Origin of the sequence: Synechococcus sp. PCC 7335 (genome assembly GCF_000155595.1) — a bacterium.
GTDB lineage: Bacteria > Cyanobacteriota > Cyanobacteriia > Phormidesmidales > Phormidesmidaceae > Phormidesmis.
On sequence record NZ_DS989908.1, the window covers coordinates 8,833 to 26,014 of the forward strand.

At 48.5% G+C, this 17,182-nt stretch carries 20 protein-coding genes; 7 read left to right on the forward strand and 13 right to left on the reverse strand.

Going from position 1 to position 17,182, the window contains the following annotated elements:
* Positions 1-397: 397 nt before the first annotated feature.
* From S7335_RS26485 to S7335_RS25080, 4 genes are all read right to left on the reverse strand, one after another.
* Positions 398-1,366: a toll/interleukin-1 receptor domain-containing protein gene (locus tag S7335_RS26485; protein ID WP_006458943.1), complete on the reverse strand. Its 969-nt coding sequence runs from the start codon at positions 1,364-1,366 to the stop codon at positions 398-400.
* Positions 1,367-2,163: 797 nt separating this feature from the next.
* Positions 2,164-2,760 carry a hypothetical protein gene (locus S7335_RS28275; RefSeq protein ID WP_157620775.1) on the reverse strand — a complete coding sequence of 199 codons (597 nt, stop codon included), beginning with the start codon at positions 2,758-2,760 and terminating at the stop codon, positions 2,164-2,166.
* Positions 2,761-3,167: 407 nt separating this feature from the next.
* Positions 3,168-4,229, reverse strand: coding sequence for a TIR domain-containing protein (locus tag S7335_RS26490; protein ID WP_006458890.1), 1,062 nt, complete (start codon positions 4,227-4,229; stop codon positions 3,168-3,170).
* Complete coding sequence (locus S7335_RS25080) at positions 4,230-4,727, reverse strand: hypothetical protein (RefSeq protein ID WP_038020403.1); 498 nt, start codon at positions 4,725-4,727, stop codon at positions 4,230-4,232.
* Positions 4,728-5,624: 897 nt separating this feature from the next.
* On the opposite strand from S7335_RS25080, the gene S7335_RS29100 reads away from it, so the two are divergent.
* Positions 5,625-5,975 carry a reverse transcriptase N-terminal domain-containing protein gene (locus tag S7335_RS29100; protein WP_006458895.1) on the forward strand — a complete coding sequence of 117 codons (351 nt, stop codon included), beginning with the start codon at positions 5,625-5,627 and terminating at the stop codon, positions 5,973-5,975.
* A 779-nt stretch (positions 5,976-6,754) separates the two neighbouring features.
* On the opposite strand, the gene S7335_RS25090 is transcribed toward S7335_RS29100, so the two are convergent.
* The 5 genes from S7335_RS25090 to mobQ all read right to left on the reverse strand — a co-directional run bounded on the left by S7335_RS25090 (position 6,755) and on the right by mobQ (position 11,985).
* A complete protein-coding gene (locus tag S7335_RS25090; protein WP_157620777.1) occupies positions 6,755-8,791 on the reverse strand; it encodes a pentapeptide repeat-containing protein in 2,037 nt (678 codons plus the stop codon).
* A gap of 275 nt (positions 8,792-9,066) precedes the next feature.
* Positions 9,067-9,345, reverse strand: a complete 279-nt coding sequence (locus S7335_RS25095; RefSeq protein ID WP_006458896.1) for a hypothetical protein — start codon at positions 9,343-9,345, stop codon at positions 9,067-9,069.
* Between the two features lie 13 nt (positions 9,346-9,358).
* Entirely contained in the window at positions 9,359-10,153 is a 795-nt protein-coding gene (locus S7335_RS25100; RefSeq protein WP_050766059.1) for a type IV secretion system DNA-binding domain-containing protein, read from the reverse strand.
* Complete coding sequence (locus S7335_RS29365; protein WP_006458902.1) at positions 10,135-10,962, reverse strand: type IV secretion system DNA-binding domain-containing protein; 828 nt, start codon at positions 10,960-10,962, stop codon at positions 10,135-10,137. Before S7335_RS29365 ends, S7335_RS25100 begins: the two co-directional genes overlap by 19 nt.
* A gap of 21 nt (positions 10,963-10,983) precedes the next feature.
* The gene (gene mobQ, locus S7335_RS25105; protein ID WP_227500127.1) at positions 10,984-11,985 is read right to left on the reverse strand and encodes a MobQ family relaxase; all 1,002 of its coding nucleotides are present in this window, start codon (positions 11,983-11,985) and stop codon (positions 10,984-10,986) included.
* Between the two features lie 28 nt (positions 11,986-12,013).
* On the opposite strand from mobQ, the gene S7335_RS28280 reads away from it, so the two are divergent.
* The 4 genes from S7335_RS28280 (at position 12,014) to S7335_RS25120 (ending at position 14,233) form a co-directional block, all read left to right on the forward strand.
* A complete protein-coding gene (locus S7335_RS28280; protein ID WP_157620779.1) occupies positions 12,014-12,190 on the forward strand; it encodes a hypothetical protein in 177 nt (58 codons plus the stop codon).
* Positions 12,191-12,291: 101 nt separating this feature from the next.
* Positions 12,292-12,639, forward strand: a complete 348-nt coding sequence (locus tag S7335_RS26500) for a hypothetical protein (RefSeq protein ID WP_006458887.1) — start codon at positions 12,292-12,294, stop codon at positions 12,637-12,639.
* Between the two features lie 81 nt (positions 12,640-12,720).
* Entirely contained in the window at positions 12,721-13,431 is a 711-nt protein-coding gene (locus S7335_RS25115; protein WP_006458926.1) for a hypothetical protein, read from the forward strand.
* Positions 13,424-14,233, forward strand: coding sequence for a DUF6753 family protein (locus S7335_RS25120; RefSeq protein ID WP_006458915.1), 810 nt, complete (start codon positions 13,424-13,426; stop codon positions 14,231-14,233). The genes S7335_RS25115 and S7335_RS25120 overlap by 8 nt, the downstream gene beginning before the upstream one ends.
* Positions 14,234-14,306: 73 nt before the next feature.
* Here S7335_RS25120 and S7335_RS28285 read toward each other — a convergent pair whose 3' ends face one another.
* From S7335_RS28285 to S7335_RS25130, 3 genes are all read right to left on the reverse strand, one after another.
* Positions 14,307-14,543, reverse strand: a complete 237-nt coding sequence (locus S7335_RS28285) for a hypothetical protein (protein WP_227500128.1) — start codon at positions 14,541-14,543, stop codon at positions 14,307-14,309.
* 84 nt (positions 14,544-14,627) lie between these two features.
* Complete coding sequence (locus S7335_RS25125) at positions 14,628-14,882, reverse strand: hypothetical protein (RefSeq protein ID WP_006458940.1); 255 nt, start codon at positions 14,880-14,882, stop codon at positions 14,628-14,630.
* A gap of 57 nt (positions 14,883-14,939) precedes the next feature.
* Positions 14,940-15,701: a hypothetical protein gene (locus tag S7335_RS25130; RefSeq protein WP_006458903.1), complete on the reverse strand. Its 762-nt coding sequence runs from the start codon at positions 15,699-15,701 to the stop codon at positions 14,940-14,942.
* Positions 15,702-15,789: 88 nt separating this feature from the next.
* Between S7335_RS25130 and S7335_RS25135 the strand changes: the two genes are divergently transcribed.
* Entirely contained in the window at positions 15,790-16,002 is a 213-nt protein-coding gene (locus S7335_RS25135; RefSeq protein ID WP_006458905.1) for a hypothetical protein, read from the forward strand.
* Positions 16,003-16,374: 372 nt separating this feature from the next.
* On the opposite strand, the gene S7335_RS29105 is transcribed toward S7335_RS25135, so the two are convergent.
* Positions 16,375-16,638, reverse strand: a complete 264-nt coding sequence (locus tag S7335_RS29105) for a hypothetical protein (protein WP_038020407.1) — start codon at positions 16,636-16,638, stop codon at positions 16,375-16,377.
* 57 nt (positions 16,639-16,695) lie between these two features.
* Between S7335_RS29105 and S7335_RS29110 the strand changes: the two genes are divergently transcribed.
* Positions 16,696-17,182: DUF3854 domain-containing protein (locus tag S7335_RS29110; protein WP_227500129.1), on the forward strand; the 487-nt coding region annotated here is incomplete at its 3' end.

The window sequence follows — 17,182 nt, forward strand, 5'->3', positions numbered from 1 at the left end:
GGCCGACCAATACTTTGAAAGCGCGGAGTGGCGTGGCGTAGTTGGTAAGTGGGAAGGATATGTCCGTTCAGTAGTTAAGAGTAAAGGAACGCCGCATTGTTTGTACTAAACGTGCATGAAGCTTTAGCTACAATGAAGTTCACTTTCTATAGTCTCTCACTGAAATGGTTTCTAGCCAATGCTGGTTGAGCGAAGGGAGTCTGTTTCAAAACTCGTGAAGGCTATCTTCTACTGTTACATAGATAATGACACTTCGGCTTTCCCAAGATTGTTGGTGCCCTCCCTTAAATTAGGTAGCACTACGAGTTGAAACGCACTCGATAGATACACTTGTGAAGCTATCTCTGTAATATGCTCTCAGCTCTAGCGTAGTTTTAAGAAAGCTATGCATGCACCGTCATTGGCTTTTAACACTCACGTCAAGTAGACGGTCGTAGCTATAGAACTTCAAGAAGCGAGAAGCTCGTTCTATTTCATTTACAATTTCCCGCTGCCGTTCAGACAGTTGTCCACTGCGCCCATAAAAAACAGCCCCACTGAATGCATCACGACGCTTGTTCAAAAAAGAATTGAGAAGGATATCACTAAAAGAATTTCCAGATAGCAGATCTTGAACTACCCTATGCGTATACGTAGATGTATTAGCTTTCTGTAACGCTTTTCTACATAGATCGAGAGTGTGAACAACTGATTCGTTATCTTTATCTTTAGGGTCAGCAGGCAAAAATAGAAACCCTTTCCAATCAAATCTGCCGTTAGTGGCTCTGAAGGCAAGAGAAAATAGATTGAATGATAAATCGAATGGCGGAACTATCTGATCAAGAAACTCAGGATGACCTACTCCATAATGACCTACACAGTCTTCCAAAATTCTAGGGTACGTCTTTAGAAAAGATGCTAAAGCTTCAACTGATGGTCCAGCTTCAATTATATTGAATAGGGTTGAAGTAACCCCATCTTTTTGTATTACCGTTGTGATCGCGCTCGTAACTGATTTAAGTCCGCTCGATGTTTGAGCTGCTAGTCGGTTTGCCAACATAGGTGAATGCGACCTGACAACTCTTTTGTCTACCTCATGCCATACAGGGAGAATTCTCTTCTCTCCGTCTTCTTCAATCGCAAAAAGCCCGTTGAGTTCCCTTTCCGGCCACTGCTTTTCAAAAAAGTTAGGACTGAGGATCACGACCCCAAACCTACTACGGCTCAAACCGTAGTCTATTTTCTCTCTCAAGCTATCGCCAATCTGGATTTCAAGTTCGTCTAGCCATACACGTAGTCCAGCTCGCGTTAACGCTTCCGTAAGAGGACGAGCTACCTTAGCTTTATCTTCTGAAGCATGACTGATAAAGACATCAAACTCGTGCATTGTCCTCTTTTTCTCTCACCTTGACGTATCCTCGCTAGCTTATTTATTAGGCAACCAGACGATAGTAAGTAGCTAGCATGGCTGATACCAATGCGCTCATAGACAGCAGTGTCTCTATCTCAAATGCCTTAGCAAGGCGCTCTGCTTCTAGATCCTGTTACTCTAGGTAATAGCACCTAATGTGTTAGTTAGAAAGGTCTTCGTGGGGGGCTCGCCTATCTAACTGCATAGGGTCTAGTATACAAAATTGTTAGCGGTCAGATAATCTAATGAACGTGTAGTAATCGGGCAAATTCTAAATGGATAGTACTCGCCTAACACGCCTGCTCGTAGTTGGAGTGCTTACTGGGCTGTCGAACACAAAATGGATTCAAGAACACAGAGCGATGGTTAATTCAGAGCTTATACTTCAGCAAAAGATAACCTCGATTAACAGGAGCAATCCGAATTGCGTGCAGGAACAACTAACAGAAGAGCAGCGCTTCGGAAGTGCGCTGGTACGAGAGGCATCAGTAGCAGACATAAATTACAAGCAGCTTCAGAAGCTGTCTTTGTGCCTTCCCAACAGAGACGAAAGTGAAGAAATTGAATATCTACAAACTGCCAGACGATACACCGATCAGCAAAACTCAAAACTGTTCTGGCTGCTAGTAAGCTTTAGTCTTGATTTTCTGCTACTTATAGTCACATGGCAAGCTGTTACAGGCAAGCAAGAGCGTAGGTATTGAAAATATTAGTCTAAGTCGGCGGATGTCTATCTTCTTACAGGTCCATACATCGCTCTTACATTAAATCTGCTATTCTGGTCGCTTACGCAGATGAACATCCTTCTGTGCCATGTCAACAATTATTGACAAATCGTAGCTTTCTTTGGATTGCTCTTTGAATATTTCAAGACCGTGCTCACGAGCCTTCTCAGCAATTATATCGAAGATATCTTTTGACAAGTTTCCTTTTCTGAAACTTAATACATCTACTTCTATGCCACGATCTTCTATAGTTTCATTAATCTTCTGAATTACATAGTCACTTGGGCTTACGTTCATGGATCTAGATTGTCTTTGACCGTCTTCGAGCTGATCTGAAGTACTAATCTTCTCTTTAAGAAGGCCATAGCTTTCTGACTTAACCAAGCTAGATATACTTAAATCTATAGAATCCTCTAAGTTATCGATGGTCATGCCCTTGCGAATCGTCAGAATAGGGTTAGAAAGAAGTTTACGAAGATCGAAGATCTTCCATTCTATATGTATCTCAAGAAGATACTGCTCCCCTCGAAAAGACACTTCATATGTATCTTCGATAGACCTCGAGCCTATATATATTGGACCAATCACCGACTCCCTACGATATGGATATATAACTGCAACTCCCCCTGAGTGGGGATTACTCATAGCGAAAATTCTATTGTTTCGCGTGAAAGCGACTCCATACGCGGTGGTCCATTGAACAACCTGGACTGTTCCATAGAGCAAATTAGTTTTAGAATTTCCGTCTTTAGGAGAAAATAGCGCTGGGTCGTTTCTGACAGCAAAGATGTATACGTAGTAATAAGAAAATAGACAAAGAGCAGAGATAAGCGTCAGAAAGAGAAGTACTATACCAACAAAATCAGTCAGAAGGTATCGAAAAATGTTCTTCTGTTCATCGTAGAAATCAGATAAGTAGTTAATTATGCTAAATAGCAGACTTAGGAAAATTACTAATAGACATGAGATAGGAATAGTTATTTCATTCTTTGGAAACAATCTAAGAAGTTTCTGACTTCGAGCTAGTAGTTGCAACTCTCTTATCACGCTCTTTATCCCCTACTGACACCATAGCAATCGTCGAGACGGGCAAAAAGTTTACTCATATTTTCCATACTTTCCATGACAAATATTACTCTCTTTATTTTCAGGTTATTATTTACTCTAGAATAATCAGTCTTGACCACTCTCTTATCGTGGCAAATCATCCAAGGAAAGTGTCCTGCTGGAGCTTTATCCTTATCAGAGATTAGCTCACTTCGACGTATCCATCTACATATATCCTGGATGTACCAGCCTAGCTCCGAACCAAGGGAGTGGATGCTTATATGTTCGAAAACGCAACTACGAGTCATGCTCTGATAGATATCCTTCTGGACACTGAACCCAAACTTACCACCGCTGTTCTCTTGCCAAAGACGATCTATAGAAACTATTGTCGAACAAGCTATAGATTTCATTCGATTGGTCACGATGCTTGCCTCATCAAAGAGACAGGTATGTTCTGAAAGAAGATCTGCTTGATGTGTGAGGAGGTTCGCTGTCAGCTTATCCGCAAGTAACCACTCATCCCTTTGTAGATGTCTTTCTAGTTCTAGCAGCTCTTCTGCTATGACTTCCTCTTTCCTAGCAGGAAGTTCATAGCCACCGGATTCAATCTGAGTCTTACCTGAGCGCACTGCTTGATGTGTGATAGACGGTTTCTTACTAGTGATGCCCCACACAAGTTGTTCAAGTGGATCAGGTATCGAGCTTCGGAAATCCACCCAGGTCTTTCCAGCTAGGAGAGGTGGAAGCTCAAGCTCATCGGGAGCACTCTCTAGCAGTACCGGAAATACTAAGCAATCCCGTTCTATAAACTCACGAATGAAAAACTTGATTTCTTCACCTTGCCACGAACCAATTCCTGCGCTACCGATAAACACAGCAACAGTCTGAATATTCGCAATCTCTTCTCCCAAAGCATCTTGGAGATCTATTCCCGGACGTAGGTTCCATATATCTAGCCAAGGATTGATACCACACAGTCGTAATCTATTCCCTATCTCCGTTACAACGTCTTTATCCTCACTGTTGTGACACAGAAAAACGTCAAACTCTTTTTCTGTGTCCATCTATTCTGTTACTCCAGCTATTTCTGCTAAAGCGTTTGCATACTGTTCTAACTCTTGTCGTAGAGAATCTAGCTCGCTTCTGACAACAACCTCTTCTTTCCAAGCTTTCTCGTGTGCTTTCGGACTCATGCCAATAGCCTTCTGCTCTTCCCATTCCAGTAATAGGGGATGCCATTTTGATAGAAAGGGTCTTAACCCGTTGTTGAGTACTGCGATCGCAATACCTCCTACAGAGTCATGTGATGCACCTACCTTCGGCCCAGCCTTCCGCAAGATCTCGCGAGTAGAACCAAATAAGCTGTACAGCGAGTTCATTGCCTCACGTACCAAACCCTCTTGTGGATCGAGGCTCTGAACCGCTACCCGCGTCACTAGCTCGACGTAAAGCTCCCAGGCAGCGTTACGTTCTGTCGGGTCAGCCTCCCAAGAAGCTGACCCAATCCCAAACGGTAAGCTGACAGTTACCTCTTTCAGGACAGTTGGGTCTTGTTTCGGCATATTGGTTATAGGCTACAGCGTTCGTCCGATTATAACGCTCCCGATAGCATTACCTTCTTTGATGTGACGGTGGATCTACCTCTCACAAAGCTGCCCGCCACGCAACTACTCAACGAGAGAATAGGGGTTTCAGCCATTTTCGAGGCTAAAAAACAGCTTTGTACTACTCACTTTTATGCAAAATTAGTCCATTCCTAGACCAAGAGGTGTACTAGCGTAATTCCTTACGGTGTAAGGGATTGAATGGTAAGTTGCCCCATTTCGCAGCTTTGCTGTGCGATTCGTTTAGCTGGAAAGTCAACCCGTACTCGGGTTAGCGAGCAGCTAGCGTGGTTCAACAGAACCTAGACAACCTAGAAGTTGAATCAGTACCTCTCGTAGACTTTACATCTACAAGAGAAGTCTGACTGGTCGAGCACAGACCCAGCGCCAGCACCCCTACGGTAGCGACTGAGCATCAATCCGTAAAGCGGGGTGAACCGAGCTGAAAAGTCTTAGATTCTGAGGACCAAAGGTTCCAGGCGAACTGACAAGGCTAGACAACGAACCTACGACTGAACCGTCGTTATGCGAATGAGGAGAAATGGAATCTGATACTCCTCGTCCAAAATGGATACGGGGATTCTCAATTAGCCTAGCGAAGCTCATCGGAGTGCGTACACATCACCCGGCGGATAGTAGGAGCCTAAATCAGTCCAAACACTCAACTTCTAGGAACGAAGTAACTCCTCAAGAACTCTCTTCACCTCTCAGCAATAAGAGGTGAAGCAACCGACTCACGGCGCAAGTGTTCAGAGGAGAAGGATTGTGTAAGAAGCCAATGCCGCCGGGAAAGCCAACGGATATGCTGACGTACACACTGCTGCCAAAGACGACGATTCAAAGTAGGAGATAACTATGACAGAATCTGTTCTTCAGATATCTGATAGCTGGGAAACTACCCGCTGGCCTCAAATCCAACGAGAAGTTTTTCGTCTTCAACAGCGAATCTATCGCACCTCACAACAGGGTGGCACCCGTAAGGTGCGCTCACTTCAACGTCTACTGCTCAAATCCTGGTCAGCCAAGCGGCTCGCGGTTCGACGAGTCACGCAGGAGAATCAGGGCAAGAAGACCGCTGGGATAGATGGGATACATTCTCTCTCTCCTTCAGAGCGGCTAGAGCTTGGAGTTTTTTGCACAACCCCTCGAAAAGGTATAGTCCAGATTGAGATCGTCGAGACTCATTCTTGTGCTGGCCATATTTAGCGAGCGCAGAGTATAGTCGATACTCTGAATACTTAAACTTATTTAGATTAAAGAATTAGCTTCTTCCAGCTTTATGAGATAACCTCTTCGATCTATTTTGACCTACCGTCTTTAGTTACATTTAATCACTCGTCGATAGCCAACAGTTGTAAAAGAGGCACATTCTCTTATTCACTTCTAACAATTACAGCTTCCGCAAAATGCCAGAATACTTAGTATTCAGCGGGATAGAAAAAATGATAGGAGAGTTCTTCTGTGCTGATAGTAAGTTCTGAAATCCGAGAGAAGACGCAGTTGAGAAAAGCCTTCTATGGTCATGCGATCACAAATTTTATATACGCTTAGATACTACTTTGCCTAACGAAAACATCGATAGATAGCACTCAGGTTTTATCAATACTTTGAAATCGCTCAGTACGCGATCGCCTTGACAGACAGCGCATGTACATGTGGGTCAGCTAGCTACGTCCAATAGAGCTAACTCCATATCGAGCGCATTGACACGCAAGGTGCAGAGCATTACGGCCCAATTAATCAAAAGCCTGAATCTATTGCGGTGAAAGAGATTACGCGGCTACGTCAAGCATGAGTCTCATTCGTCCTATACTGGACTATACCTTTTCGAGGGGTAGTGCAAAAAAACCCAAATTGATTCCACTCATCTGTGCCTCTCCAAAGCAGTTCTGCATCTGCTGAATTAAACACTTACACTGTCCTCGTATTAGTAATCCAGTAGCCACAACAAAAAGCTCTTGATCTTCTAAAAACAGTCCTGATAGCTACGCACTCGGCTGCTGCCATCCATCGACTAAAGCCTTAAGTATAGGAGCGTAAGGAATTTCATCAATAGCAGCGCTGCTAGCAGACTTCAACGCACTGATAAATCGCATACGACGGGTAGGGGGAATCATAGCATTGAGGAAGGCAGTTTGCTCAGCATGAGTCACCGTAGGATTTGAGGATTCTAGTTGTTGAAGAAGTCGTTGTATCTCAGCAGCGGCTTCTGGCAGAGAAAGTCGCTCGGCGACTTGGTTATTGATATCGCCACCAGTCTGATTACCTTCAACTGTTTCCGCAAAGCCCCCGGCGAATTGAGCATTACGAAGATCATATTTAGACGAGTATTCTTTATTAGCCATAGTTTCCACAATGTCGAGCAATCTACTATTCTGCAAACGATAATCTTTAATTCGCTCCTTATAACCTTCTATTTCGTATCCATAAGAATTTAACCTCTCCTTATATCTCTCTTCTATAAACTGTATTTCCTCTCTGTAAAGCAGTCTTATTCTGTCTTCAATCAGGGTTTTATCCGTATCTGATGAACATTCCAGTCTAATAACGAACGCACCGTCTTTTTTCTTTTCTATGGCTTGGATATATAGTTCATCTCCATCATATTGATTACGTAATTCCTGAAACGACCTAAAGAAAGCTTGCCAATCTACGCCATCTTGAAAGATAAGATCGATAGTGTTAAGTATCTCTTCAAAAAGACTTGTGAATTCTCCTGGCTGAAATGTATTCCTTTTGCTACTTGGGCGGCGTTCTTGTTGAGAATCAAGCAGATAAACATATTCACACTTTACGTTTTTTAGTTGGGTAGTACTGTCTATATTCCATGACTCTAAACACGCTCCTGTTAAGCTGGCGCCTCTAAAGCTAGTACCTAAAGCTCGGACTCTAGTTAAATTAGCTGCATCTAATGTAGCGCCCTCCAATATTGCCTGACTTATGTCAGCCTCTGTCAAGGTAGCTCCAGTTAAATCAGCATCGGAGAGATTCGCTCCTCTTAGATCACACCCAAAATAAGATTTTCGATTACCACGATGAGTCACAAGTAGCTCTCTCACACGGGAGTCACGGAGGGCTGTCTTACCTAATCTGGCATAGTCCAATCCCCTAGCACGGTGCCAATTAGTGTGAACTATAGAGGCATCCCGGAAGTCAGCGCTTTTAAGATCAGCCTCGAAAAAATTAGCTTTTGAAAGGAACGCCCTGCGGAAGCGAGTTCCCTTTATCGTCAAAAGAGATATGGCTACTGAGCGAACTAAAGAGTCTCGAGCATCTTCTTTCAATGCACGTCGCCCAATATAAGCGTTAGCGAATATAACAGCACCTGAGAATACTGTGATATAAAAAGCCCCTTCAAATCCGTAGTTGAATGCAAAAAATAGAGAAACATTGAGCAGCAGAAACGCCTCTACCACAAACAGCACAATGGACATCACTATGTTTGTAGCTGCTAGAGTAGTAGCCATCGCACATGCAAACAAAAAACCACCTGTAGCAGCAAAGACAACAGAAAAAGATCCTAGAAGACTGAATAAGGCAAGAAAGCTGAAGATGTCATCAGCTGTTTTTAAATAGGGAAGACTGTTAAGAATCCCTGCAACTATTTGCAGTACTACAGCACATCCAACGGAAACAAAACTCCAGCCACTACGAATAGTGAAGGCAAAAAACGCTATGACAACGATAGGAATAGATATACCGAACATTTCATAACCTTCTTCAGCACCAAAAGCTAAGCTTGCGAAAATGCCGAAAGAAAATAAGAAAATAGTAGAAAGTAAAATCAAGAGGTAAGTGATAGCTACAACGCAGGTAATCCATCTGCGTTGTAAGCCGGATTTAGCTCGTATGAATGTAGTGCCAGTCAACAAGGAGCCACTGAAGTTAGCGCCTCTGATATCAGAATCGCTAAAGTCTGCTCCTGACAGATCTATCCCTTTGAAGTCAGCACCCCTAAGCATAGATCCACGAAAATTACGTTCTCCATTGCCGTAGGATTTTAGAAGTTCTGCTACTTTCAAATTCCGCACTCGTAACCTGTCAATTAAACCTTAAAGCCCATAGTTCAGTACTCTAAAAATAGTGAGTCTTCGCATGGTAACAACACACATAACCATACTCGCACGAGGGGTTTCGAGCACTACATTTCTATTAGATTAAAGAATTTGTCATTAGTCGTCTTGCAGACTGGACTCTATTTCATATTGTTCTCCATACTTCTTGGCAATTACTTCCCACTCATCAACGCAGGCATTCATTTCACCAACTGACTGATCATCTCGGAAACACGTCAGCCTCAGGCCAAACAGATAGTCCTCCCAATACTCAACTGAGGTCTCCTGCTCTGGCTTCCCATTGCGAGCGTCAGCAGCCCCTCTACAGCTGTACGACTCATCGGCTTCAAGCTATCGTTCAGCCCCTCTAGCTGCAACAGCCGCTCATTCTCAGCGCAGATCTGCTTCGCTGTCGCATGATTATCAGAAAACTGTCCCAAATACGCACCAAACAACATCTGGCTACCCAACGAAATCAGCCCAATCACTCTTAGAAAAATAATCGTCCGCTTCAGCTCCATCTCTCGCCCCTCCTCAGTGCTTCAGCACAAACCGCCCTGCTCTCTGTAGATAGCCCTTCGGCTCGACCTTCACCCTGGCCGGTGGCGTCCCGTCTGCAATCGTCAGGTAGCCTTCGAGCTTCGGCAGCGCCTGTAACTCTGAGGGCAGCACCAGATACGTCTCCCGCAGGTTTTCCGTCTTCGAGTAACCATGACGGAATATCCAGCCCCCATGCGTCCCCTTCATCCAGTCGATCCGCTCCTGCTTGCCGATGGTCTTGGCAAAGCGCTCTGCCGTCTGCTCGTCTCGGCAGTTCAATATCAGCTTCGTCGCCGTGCCTTGCAAGATAATCCGAGTGTCGTATTGACCATAGACTTTATCGATCTGAGCATCGGTCTGAGTACCTAGAATCAACGTCCCGCCAAACTTCCTCGATTCTACCGTCAGCCGATTCAGTGACCCCAGCTTGTTCAATGCCCCCAGCTCATCGATCACAATCGCCGTTTTCATCCAGCGGTTCTCATTGCTCAGCATCCCGCGCAATGCCATCTCAAAGGCAGCTGAGACCATCGGCTTATACTTCTCAGCATCGTCCTCGAATATCGGCAGAAACAGCCACTCAGGGTTATCGTGCTTGGCCCACTGGCTGAAGCTAAACGGCTGCGCTCCGTCGTCCATATCCCGATAGAAGCGTATGTAGTTGACCATCGTCGCCAACACGCTCGCCGTCATCCGCTCACCGTCAAAGATGCGGGTACTTAGTCCACCGCTGACGAACGCCTTTAGCTCGTCGTGACTGTAGCGGCTGATCACCTCCCAGATCTGCACGTTGCTGTCGCAGCGCTCGTAGAGACGGACAGCAGCGACCTCGCAGCCTGAGCAAAAAACGCCTTGTCTTCGTTCTGCGGTAGCGGCACCATCGCGACAGCCATCGTCTCCGGCTGCTGGCCTTCGCTCAGGTGACTCCAGCTGACTAAGCGGGCGTCTCTCGGATTAAAGAGCTTGTCGGTGTATTCGTTGTAAAACGACTCCATCAGCTCACCGTTTCTGTCGAACACCATCACCCGAAAGTCCTCGCGATCGCGCAGCGTTTGCAGTAGCCGTTTTATCGCCTGCGTCTTCCCACTCCCCGGCGAGCCAATAGCAAACACACCCAGATTCTCTAAGTCGTTCGGCAGCTGCACCCCACCAATCTCTAACAGCGGCAGCTGTGGCATCGGGGTTTCTTTCTGCCGCTTGTCTAGCTGCCGCTGCATCTCTGCGGCACTGACAACTTCTTGACCTCGAATCACTCGGCCGGCTGGCTTCAGCAGAAACAGCAGCAGGATGAACGCAGGCAACGGCGGCACTGAAATAAATAGAATGATCGCGCCTGCGATGATGTAGAAGGTGCGGCGCTGCTGTTTGGTCTTTTCTCCAGTGATCAGATTGCGACTGATGGCGGCAAATAGCAATACGCCATAGCCGACTAGCTGCATCAGGCTACCGAGGCCAAACAGAAAGGTTGGGCTGACCAGATAGGGTAATAGACCGACAACGATTAGCGCGGTGCAGATGACGTTCGGACGATCTTTGTACAGGTCGTTAAAGTGCTTGGCTCTGGTGAGTAGTCCGGGGGCATTGCTGGGATATGTCATAGGGGCATCTACCGCTGATAGTTAGTATCCGTATCCTTGGTCTTTCTGCTTCTTTCGTTGGCGCTGCTGCTGGCGCTGCTGCGCCTGATTGCGCTGAAGCTGCTGTTCGATTTGTGGGTCTCGTTGCTGCGATTTCTGCTGGGTCTTCTCCTGCGATTTTTGGGTTTGCGTTTGCTCGGTAGATGATTGCTGTTCTGGCGTCGGCTGGGTTAGTGATCGCATATTTTCTTGGCGCTGTTCGTCTTTGAGTTCTGCCTGCACTTTGTCTCTCGCCTTTTGTCTACGGGCGATGTCGCGGTTCACTTTGCTAATGCGGCGCGACTCATCGCCCACTCGGGTACGAATGCCTTTTGCTTCCATCTCCATCACCTGCGCACCGAGATGTATCTGCGGCTCGCGTTCAACGCCCTGTTCTTTCAAGCTGCGGTGATCGATACGCGCGTCGTGGCCTGCTCGCTCTAGTGCTCTATTCGCATACTCAGCCCAGTGCGCTCGGTGGTCTTTGACCGCATCTCGCCGGTTCCATTCCCGTTGCTTTTTACCGAAGCCGTCTTTATCCACGGAGCGCATCGTCAGCATGATGTGGGCATGGGGATTGTGGCTATCAAAGTCGTGATATCCGATGTCCGCTACCATTCCTTGCCCGGTGAATTCACCCCGCACATACTCTCGGATCAGCTGTTGTTTTTGCTCGTGGGTGAGTTCGGCGGGTAAGGCCACCATCACTTCATTACATAGCTGGGAGTCCTTGCGTTTTTCTCTTTGTTCAACTTCGTTCCATAGCGTCTGACGGTCGGCGTATCGTTCGGGAGCGTTCTCGGGTTTGAGAATCTCGCTGTCGTAGATATCGCTCTTGCCGGTGTAGTCGTGCGACTGACCGGTGCGCTCGTCTTTGATTTCCTCACCTGAACGATACGCAGCGGCGGCGGTTGCGCTCCGCCCAGCGCTGCGTCCAATCACCTGCATTCTGAAACTGTAGATGGCCATAATCTGCGGGTGAGACTCCGGTGGGGCTAGGGGCACAGCCCCAGCGCACTGGCATTACGAAGTAATGCATAAGTGCGCCCTTCCGTTCTGGGAGAACGACGGGATGGTCGCTGACTGGGATGACCTAGGGGCTGTTCTCCCAGAACGGGCCGTGCTCGCGCGGCCAGGGTCAGAAGATGAAGGGAACGGGCGGAGCGGGGCATTTCCTGATGACCATTTCAGGATATCTGGACTTACTTAGTACGAATGTTTCTTTTTCTAAAGTGGTCGTTTCTCTTGCTCTGGTTCGTCGTTACGCTGAGTTGTGATTTATGTCACAGCTTTGCTTTTGGAATACGGACGATGACGACTAAGCTCGAACGCCTACTGGAGAAGGAGGCGCAACTCAAGGCCCAGATTCAGCAGGCGAAGGCGGCTGAACGCACCCTGGAGAAGAAGCGCGATACTCGCCGTAAGATTCTCGTCGGCGCGGCGGTCATGGCTCGGGTCGAGTCGGGACGCTGGCCCAAGGAAGATTTGCTTTCAATGATGGATGGCTTTTTGTCTCGTCCCAATGAGCGTGAGCTGTTTGGTTTAGATGGTGAGGATGCATCTGCCGATGTCAATGGGGCCAGCGATGTCCAGGGGAAGAAGGTGGCGGCGGGGGAAAGGCGGCGGTGGGAAAGAAGGCGGCTAAGTCAAAGCGAGTAGTAAAGCCTTTGCCTGAGTCTGTGCCTGCCGATGATGACGATACTTTTGGCCTGTAGTTTCTAGTGGCAATCTTTAGTAGCGATGTCTGATATTCATTTCATCAATGGCGAGAAGGGCGGGGTCGGTAAGTCGTTTGTCTGTCGCGCGATGACGGCTTACCACCTGGCGCGGCAGTCTGACTGCGCTATCTATGATGCGGATAGAACCAGTGCCGATGTGCTGCGGACCTATGGCGAACTGGCTGGCGTCAAACGGGCGGTCTTTTCTGAAGGGGAGGAGTTTGATACGGCGGCCAATGCCATCTTTAATACGGCCCTCTCTGGCCAGCGGGTGTTGGTGAATTTGCCTGCTCAGGTGATGCCTGCGCTCTCGATGTGGCTAGAGGAGAATGAGGTCTTTGAGATGGCGGCTGACGGTGGGGTAGCTTTCTACAACTGGTTTGTCTCGGATAGTGAACTCGATTCGCTGATGCTGTTTGAGCAGTCGTTGGACCGCTTTGAGGACAACATGCGCCATGTCTTTGTGGCGAACTATGGCAAGACGAAGAAGTGGGATTTGCTGACGAAGAATAAGCCGCTGATGGAGCGGATGCGGCGGATGGATGTGACGGTCGTGAAGTTTCCTAAGTTTCTAGGGAGTGATGACTGCAAGCTAATCAATAAGCTCTCGCTGCCGTTTGAGGCGGTGGCGACTCATGAGGCGTTCGATGCGTTTGGTCGGCAGCATGCCAAGTCGTTTTTGAAGAAGGCGTTTGATGCGTTTGATGCGTCGGAGGTGTTTGTAGATGAGTAGCCGTAATGGGAAGGGGCGAGGAGGGCGGCAGCAGCTTTCTTATGAGGAGCTGCTACGCGATGACCCGAAGGAAATGAGTATGCTCGACCAGGCATTGGAGGATGCGACGGCTGAGCATAAGGCGAGGGTGCGCGGCTTGCTATTGCGCTATGGCATTGAGCATGACAATGAGTTCTATATGCTCTTTGTTGCCTTCGGTCATCTGACTATTCTGGTGGAGGAAGCGCCGGAGAACTGGCAGGCGTTGTTTGATGATGTTCATCGGGAGTTGAAGCAGTGGTCGCAGCAGAATTTCAAGAGCCTTCAGAGTATTCAGCAGCATGCCCAGACCTCGGCGGACTTGATTGCGGTGTTGAAGCAACTGCTCGGCTCAATGAAGCACTCGGACAGCAGGTCAGCCAAAATGCTGGAGAGTTTGAACAGCTTCGGCAAGCGGTTGCTGACTATCGAAAAGAGCTTGGCCAAGAACCAGACGTTGAGCCAGCGAGCGATAGACAGATCGACGGAGCACTTCGACCTACTGGACGGTCAGATGGAGATGCTCGGAGGGAGCGTCGGTCAAGGGGCTTTGATCTCGAGCGTTAGTTTGTTTGCGGGGGTGCTGACGATAGGGATGCTATTGGCTAATACCTGGATGATGGGGCGGCGCTTGACTCAGCAGGAGGTGTTGGTCAGAGCGCAGAATGAGCAAATTGAGTGGCAGAGTGAGCGGATTGGCTGGCTCTATGAGAAGGCGAATCGGCGCGAGTGTTTGGAGGGAATCAAGCCGCCTAGTGACCCGCAGTGTCAGCAGTATTTTTAGTTAGATGGACGCGCTTGCGCTGGCCGGGAGCTGCGTTAGGGATAGGAGCGGAATGGCGAGTGGTTCTGAAGCGTTAGCTGAGCTTTGTCGGTGGGGGTTCGTAGCGGATGCGGAGAAACACTAGCGGCTTAGCAAATCTCGCTGAATATCCCTTGCCATTGAGAGCGGATAGCCCGACCCGTAGGGGAACGCCCAGACAAATCAGATTGAAACGAAGATCGATGGCAGTAGGACCAAGGCGAGCAGTAGAAGAAAAAGAAATGGATCGAGGCAGGGTAGAAGGTGGAAGGGTAAACATGGCAAAACTCATCGCAACCGGGCAGAAAAGAACAGCGCCAGCGAAACCGCTGGCGCTGCTGAAGTGACTCTATGTCGGTTTATTAATAAGGTTCGCTCAGTCTTCTCGCTCTATGGGCGCTGTCGCAATTTCATGGGCGATCGCGTCTTTGAACTGCTCGGTGAACCAGTCACCCAGCTCGGTCATCTTGGCTTCGGGGTCGGTAACGGTTGGGTCTGCCTTCAGGCTCTCCCAGCAGAGTTCTAGCTCGTCTTTGATGCAGAATGCACCACCGCTGCCGCCAGGTTTGAGTAGCATCTCTAGCTGATGTTCGGCGCGTTGGATGGCTTCGGGTTTTGGGTCTGAGGGCATGAGTTGTGCTGTGGGTTATGTCCTGGTGACAATTGGGGAGATGTCACTGTAGCGTAGCTACAGACCTCCTAAGTATCGAAAGTCTTTTCTATCGCTGGCTAGCCATTCGATTGCGCCTGTCTGAGCGAGATAGTCAAACAGTTCAGCTAGGTCAGCTTGAATGATTTCTTGCTCTTTCAGTAGGCGGCTGTTCTCGCAGATGCGTTTGACTGAGCTGATTGAGCCAACTTGTAGTCTGGCGATGCGCTTCTGGACTTCGCTGATTTGCTCGGCAGTTAAGCCGAAGCGTTTTGGCGCTCTCTGCGGTTCAGGCGTGTCTACTGACAGTAGGCGCTCCAGGTCAGCCCGTACATCCGGCTGCTTTTGTACTGGCTTAGATTTTGCTTCCGGCGCTGGCAGTTGCTCCTCGAATGAGCGCGTATCTCTATCGAAGCCAGATAGGTTCGGTAGCTGTGGCATCGGTTGCCAGCAGTCGTTCACGTAGTCGTTCACGGCGCGGCCACAGGGGGAGTGATCGCACATCTGCATCACTGCTTTCTTACCACCTTCTTCTGGTAGCGGTACAAACTTCGTGCACAGCAGCGCGTTCGCTGCCCCTCTGTCGTGGTTGCTGACGATGGCAATGGGCTTGAACAAGGAGCGGATGCCTGCGCTCACGCCCAGGTCTTTGGCGTTGCTTACCTGGCCTATCTCCCAGATGTAGCTATATTTATTTGAGCTGAGCAAGAACCGGAAAGCCCGTTTCTTGAAACGCTCACCTACGAAACGAAATGTTGCGAAGTGCGATCGCTTATCGGCATGGTAGCATGCTAATAGCATACTAAAAGATGTCGTTTGGCATTTTTATGGCATACCAAAGCTGTTAGTACCTCAATGTTCCTTCGTGGCCTAGTATTGAGGCATACTTATGTCTGTCAAAAAGATGCCGAAACGTACCACTATTCGTATTCCTGACACTCTCGTTACTGATATAGAACGGTGGGCACAGGCAAGAGGGCAAGGTTTCGCTACGGTCTGCGCGTTAGCAGTAGAGATGGGAGTGAAACAAGCAAAGGAGACAGGCGAGTTGCCTTCATCAGAGGCAGAAAGTCTCAGTAAACAGGAGGAGAAAGATAGCTGAATAGAAGAAAACCATTAAAAAACGGCCCAAACCTAAAGGTTTAGACCGTCTTCTAATTACGGATTGAGTAAATCCTGTAGCCTTCAAAATTCAATGACTGACTAGTTTGGCGACATGACAGCTATTGAGTTTTCCCAAAGGGCGACAGGAACAATGTCGTGCGGGGCTCCGTACGTTGTTTTCATGGTACCCGATTTTTCGCAGTTGCGTAAGCAGCCGCGCAATGGCGAAGCCTGCCAAGGGCATCGCAACACTCAGCGATCTTTAAAACCCTCAAATCGTAAGGGTTTCGACAATGTAAAAAGTTTCCAACAATTTCATCAGAACTGCGCTCACACCCCTTTACAAGTCACTCTTCTCGACCCGCTCCCGTTAGATTACGCAGTCCTTTCCCCATCCCATCCCACCAGCGACTGCCCTCAAGCACCAATTCCCGAGCATCCACCCACCCCGGCTTACATTCAAGAATGGCGAGCCAGCCAAGTTACCGATCGTCTCATCCGTGCCAACGTCCGCTACGCCGGCGGCGATGACGCCGTAGACCTGCTCACCCACCACGCCATCTCCGAGATGGGAGGCCACGCCACCCAATACGCCACTACTCCCGTCATCAAACTGCGGCAACGCTATAGCCATGTCATGGAGGGGGGCTGGTGGGTCTCCGGCCTAGATCCCTTAAACAACTGGCAACCAATGGACTGGGGCCAATTCAAACCCCAGAATCCCAGAACGAGCTGGAAGCATCCCGACAAAGTAATCAAATACGAAGCGCCCGCCAAACAAAGCACCCGCGCCCTCTTCCTGTCTCTTCCCTGGACCGATGGACTGGGTATCGCCCAGCGCCACGAGCTTGATCTTAACTATCAGTACCGCATACAACAGGCCGTTCACGACACCTACCCAGGGGCCAAAGCCCTCAGCCACGCCCAAACCCTTGCCCTCGTTCTAGACCGCCACAGCGCCGGTAACCCCGAAGACCAAGATAGAAACTTCTGGTCCTGGTGGCTTTCCAATCCAAAAGCCCCCATCGTCATCACCGAAGGCGCTAAAAAAGCAGGCGCCGCCCTCACCGCTGGCTACGCCACCCTTTCTCTTCCTGGCGTCTACAACGGCTATCGCTCCAAAGACCGCCTCGGCAATCCCATCGACCCGGTTCTCATCCCGGACATCCAAGCCATCG

Bases quoted from the DNA above. Each gene is read 5' to 3' on its own strand.
- S7335_RS26485 (WP_006458943.1), bottom strand. From the start codon at position 1,366: ATGCACGAGTTTGATGTCTTTATCAGTCATGCTTCAGAAGATAAAGCT.
- S7335_RS28275 (WP_157620775.1), bottom strand. From the start codon at position 2,760: ATGAGTAATCCCCACTCAGGGGGAGTTGCAGTTATATATCCATATCGT.
- S7335_RS26490 (WP_006458890.1), bottom strand. From the start codon at position 4,229: ATGGACACAGAAAAAGAGTTTGACGTTTTTCTGTGTCACAACAGTGAG.
- S7335_RS25080 (WP_038020403.1), bottom strand. From the start codon at position 4,727: ATGCCGAAACAAGACCCAACTGTCCTGAAAGAGGTAACTGTCAGCTTA.
- S7335_RS29100 (WP_006458895.1), top strand. From the start codon at position 5,625: ATGACAGAATCTGTTCTTCAGATATCTGATAGCTGGGAAACTACCCGC.
- S7335_RS25095 (WP_006458896.1), bottom strand. From the start codon at position 9,345: ATGGAGCTGAAGCGGACGATTATTTTTCTAAGAGTGATTGGGCTGATT.
- S7335_RS29365 (WP_006458902.1), bottom strand. From the start codon at position 10,962: ATGACATATCCCAGCAATGCCCCCGGACTACTCACCAGAGCCAAGCAC.
- S7335_RS28280 (WP_157620779.1), top strand. From the start codon at position 12,014: ATGCATAAGTGCGCCCTTCCGTTCTGGGAGAACGACGGGATGGTCGCT.
- S7335_RS26500 (WP_006458887.1), top strand. From the start codon at position 12,292: ATGACGACTAAGCTCGAACGCCTACTGGAGAAGGAGGCGCAACTCAAG.
- S7335_RS25115 (WP_006458926.1), top strand. From the start codon at position 12,721: ATGTCTGATATTCATTTCATCAATGGCGAGAAGGGCGGGGTCGGTAAG.
- S7335_RS25120 (WP_006458915.1), top strand. From the start codon at position 13,424: ATGAGTAGCCGTAATGGGAAGGGGCGAGGAGGGCGGCAGCAGCTTTCT.
- S7335_RS28285 (WP_227500128.1), bottom strand. From the start codon at position 14,543: ATGAGTTTTGCCATGTTTACCCTTCCACCTTCTACCCTGCCTCGATCC.
- S7335_RS25125 (WP_006458940.1), bottom strand. From the start codon at position 14,882: ATGCCCTCAGACCCAAAACCCGAAGCCATCCAACGCGCCGAACATCAG.
- S7335_RS25130 (WP_006458903.1), bottom strand. From the start codon at position 15,701: ATGCTATTAGCATGCTACCATGCCGATAAGCGATCGCACTTCGCAACA.
- S7335_RS25135 (WP_006458905.1), top strand. From the start codon at position 15,790: ATGTCTGTCAAAAAGATGCCGAAACGTACCACTATTCGTATTCCTGAC.
- S7335_RS29105 (WP_038020407.1), bottom strand. From the start codon at position 16,638: ATGGCTATAGCGTTGCCGCAGTTTGATGACGGGAGTAGTGGCGTATTG.